This is a genomic window from Streptomyces sp. NTH33, assembly GCF_003236365.1.
Taxonomy (GTDB): domain Bacteria; phylum Actinomycetota; class Actinomycetes; order Streptomycetales; family Streptomycetaceae; genus Streptomyces.
The window spans coordinates 1-2,931 of the sequence record NZ_POTZ01000655.1 but is presented as its reverse complement, the minus strand read 5'-3'; the positions used below and the strand labels follow the sequence as shown (position 1 = coordinate 2,931).

Annotated in this window: 2 protein-coding genes and 1 pseudogene; all 3 read left to right on the top strand. The window is 76.5% G+C overall.

All coding sequences use genetic code 11. From position 1 onward, the window contains the following. Positions 1-1,205, top strand: a 1,205-nt coding sequence (locus C1I97_RS34490) for a tetratricopeptide repeat protein (protein ID WP_181447044.1), incomplete at its 5' end; no start/stop codon positions are given. Further along, a pseudogene (locus tag C1I97_RS34485) lies at positions 1,202-1,990 on the top strand (nickel transporter); the annotation flags it as partial. The gene C1I97_RS34490 and the pseudogene C1I97_RS34485, both read left to right, overlap by 4 nt. 61 nt (positions 1,991-2,051) lie before the next feature. After that, positions 2,052-2,931 (top strand): serine/threonine-protein kinase (locus tag C1I97_RS34480; protein ID WP_146608394.1); only part of this gene is annotated, 880 nt, incomplete at its 3' end.

The following is a 2,931-nucleotide window of genomic DNA, read 5'->3' as shown; positions in this document are numbered from 1 at the left end:
GTGCCGGGGCCGTGGAGCCGGAGTCGCCCGGTGCGGGGAGTGCCGCCTCCTTGCAGGGGCACCTCCGGGCGCAGCCCAGGGACTACGCCGGGTGGGCCTCCCTCGGGCTCGCCTACGTCGAGGAGGCGCGGACCAAGGGGGATCCGTCGCGGTATCCGCAGGCCGAGAAGGCGCTGGCGCGGTCGCTGAAGCTGGCGCCCGGGAACGACCAGGCCCTCGCCGGGCGTGCCGCGCTCGCCGCCGCCCGGCACGACTTCGCCGACGCGCTGGCCTACGCCGACCAGGCCCTGAAGCAGAACCCCTACAGCGAACGCGCCCTGTCCTCGCGTATCGACGCCCTCGTCGAACTCGGCCGGTACGAGGAGGCCTCCGAGGCCGCCGACACCGCCGACGCCCGGCGTCCCGGCGTCCCCGTCTTCACGCGCTACGCCTACGTCCACGAGCTGCGCGGCGACGTCACCACCGCCCGCCGCGTCCTCGGACAGGCGCTCGCCGCCGCCACCTCCCGCGGCGACATCGCCTACGTCGCCACCCAGCTCGGCCAACTCGCCTGGAACCAGGGCGACTACAAGACCGCGCTCGGCCACTACGCCCGCGCCCTGGCCGCCGACGACACCTGCCTGCCCGCCCTGGAGGGCCGCGCCCGCGCCCGGGCGGCGAGCGGTGACCGCGTCGGCGCGGTCAAGGACATGGAGGCCGTCGTCTCCCGCTCCCCGCTGCCCGGCCCGCTCGTCGCGCTGGGCGAGCTGTACGAGGCGCGCGGCGCCGCCGGTGACGAGGCGAGGGCACAGGACCAGTACGCCCTCGTCGACGCCTGGATCGCCCTCGCCCGCGCGAGCGGCGTCAACGCCGACCTCGACACCGCGCTCGCCGCCGCCGACCACGGCGACAAGGGGGCCGCCCTGCGGGCCGCCCGCGCCGAGTGGGACCGCCGCCGCACCGTGCACACCGCGGACGCCCTCGCCTGGGCCCTGCACGTCAACGGCAAGGACGCCGAAGCCCTCCCCTACGCCCGGCGGGCCACGGCCACCGGCTACCGCAACGCCGTGTTCCTCCACCACCGCGGCGTCATCGAACGCGCCACCGGCCACCCCGACGAGGCCCGCACCCACCTGTCCGCCGCCCTGGAACTGAACCCCGGCTTCTCCCCGCCGGGCGCCCGCGAGGCACGTACGGCGCTGAAGGCCCTGGAGGCAGCACGGTGAAGCACCTTCGTCCGCTCCGCGCCGCCGCGGCCGTCCTCACCGCCGTCTGCGCGCTCGTCCTCGCCCCGGCCGCGACCGCGAGCGCCCACCCCCTCGGCAACTTCACCGTCAACCACTACGACGGCCTCGTCGTCTCCCCCGGCACGCTCCGTGTCGCCCACGTCGAGGACCTCGCCGAGATCCCGGCTGCCCAGGCCAGGCCCGGCATCGAGCGGACCGGCATGACCGCGTGGGCCCGGCAGCGGTGCGAGAGGGCCGCGCGGGACAGCAGGCTCACCGTCGACGGACGCGACGTCGCGCTCACCACCGTCGGCAGCCACGCGCGCGTGCGTCCCGGTCAGGCCGGTCTGGACACCCTCCGGGTGGAGTGCGAGCTGACCGCGCCGCTGCCCGAGGGCACCACCGCCTCTGTCGCCTTCCGCGGCGCGGGCGCCCCGGGCGGGCCCGGCTGGCGGGAGATCACCGCACGCGGCGACCGTATGACGCTCACCGCGTCGGACGTGCCCACGACCTCCGTCTCCCGCGAACTGGCCCACTACCCCGAGGAGTTGCTCTCCTCTCCGGCCGACACCTCCGCCGCGTCCCTGCGCGTGCGGCCCGGCGGCCCCGCCCTCGTCGACGACGAGCGTGACGCGCCCGCCGCCTCCGTACTGCCCCGCGGCGCCGACCGCTGGACCGCGGGCCCGGTGGCGGCCCTGGTGCGCAGGACCGCACCGCTCGGCTCGGCGTTCGCCGTCGTGGCCCTGGGCGCCGGATTGATGCTCAAGGGGGCGGCATCCGCGCTGGGTTGAGCTACTTTGGGGGAGAACATCACGCCCACTCACGCGCGGTTCAGACAACGCCCGGATGCGAAGGGGGGCGCCGGTGTCCGAAGAACCGGGCCGAGAACGTGTGATCGCGGGCCGCTACCGGCTCCTCTCCCCCCTCGGCGAGGGCGGCATGGGAACCGTGTGGCGCGCCCGCGACGAGGTGCTGCGCCGCGAGGTCGCCGTCAAGGAGGTGCGGGCCCCGGCCGGCCTGCCGGCGCCCGAGGTGGAGCGGATGTACACCCGGCTGGAGCGGGAGGCATGGGCCGCGGCCCGGGTCTCCGACCGCAACGTGGTCACGGTGTACGACGTGGCCACGGACGGTGACCGCCCCTGGATCGTGATGGAGCTGGTGCGCGGCCTGTCGCTGGCCGACGTGCTGGACGCCGAGGGCGCGATCGGCCCGCGGCGGGCCGCGCACATCGGCGCTCAGGTGCTGTCCGCGCTGCGCGCCGCGCACGCGGCCGGGGTGCTGCACCGGGACGTGAAGCCGGCGAACGTGCTGCTGGCGGACGACGGCCGGGTGGTGCTGACCGACTTCGGCATCGCGACGGTCGAGGGCAGCTCCGCGCTCACCATGACCGGCGAGGTGATCGGCTCGCCCGAGTTCCTCGCCCCGGAGCGGGCGCTGGGCCGCACGCCGGGTCCGGAGTCGGGCCTGTGGTCGCTGGGCGTGCTGCTGTACGCGGCCGTCGAGGGCCACTCCCCGTTCCGGCGGGATACCCCGCTCAGCACCCTGCGTGCCGCGGTGGACGAGGAGTTGCCGCCCCCGCGCCGGGCCGGCCCGCTCGCCGCGGTCATCGAGGGCCTGCTGCGCAAGGACCCGGCCGAGCGGCTGCCGGCCGAACAGGCCGAGCGGGACCTGCGAATCATCGGCGCGGGCGGCTCCCCGCGCGCGGACACCCCGCCCGCCACCGCCC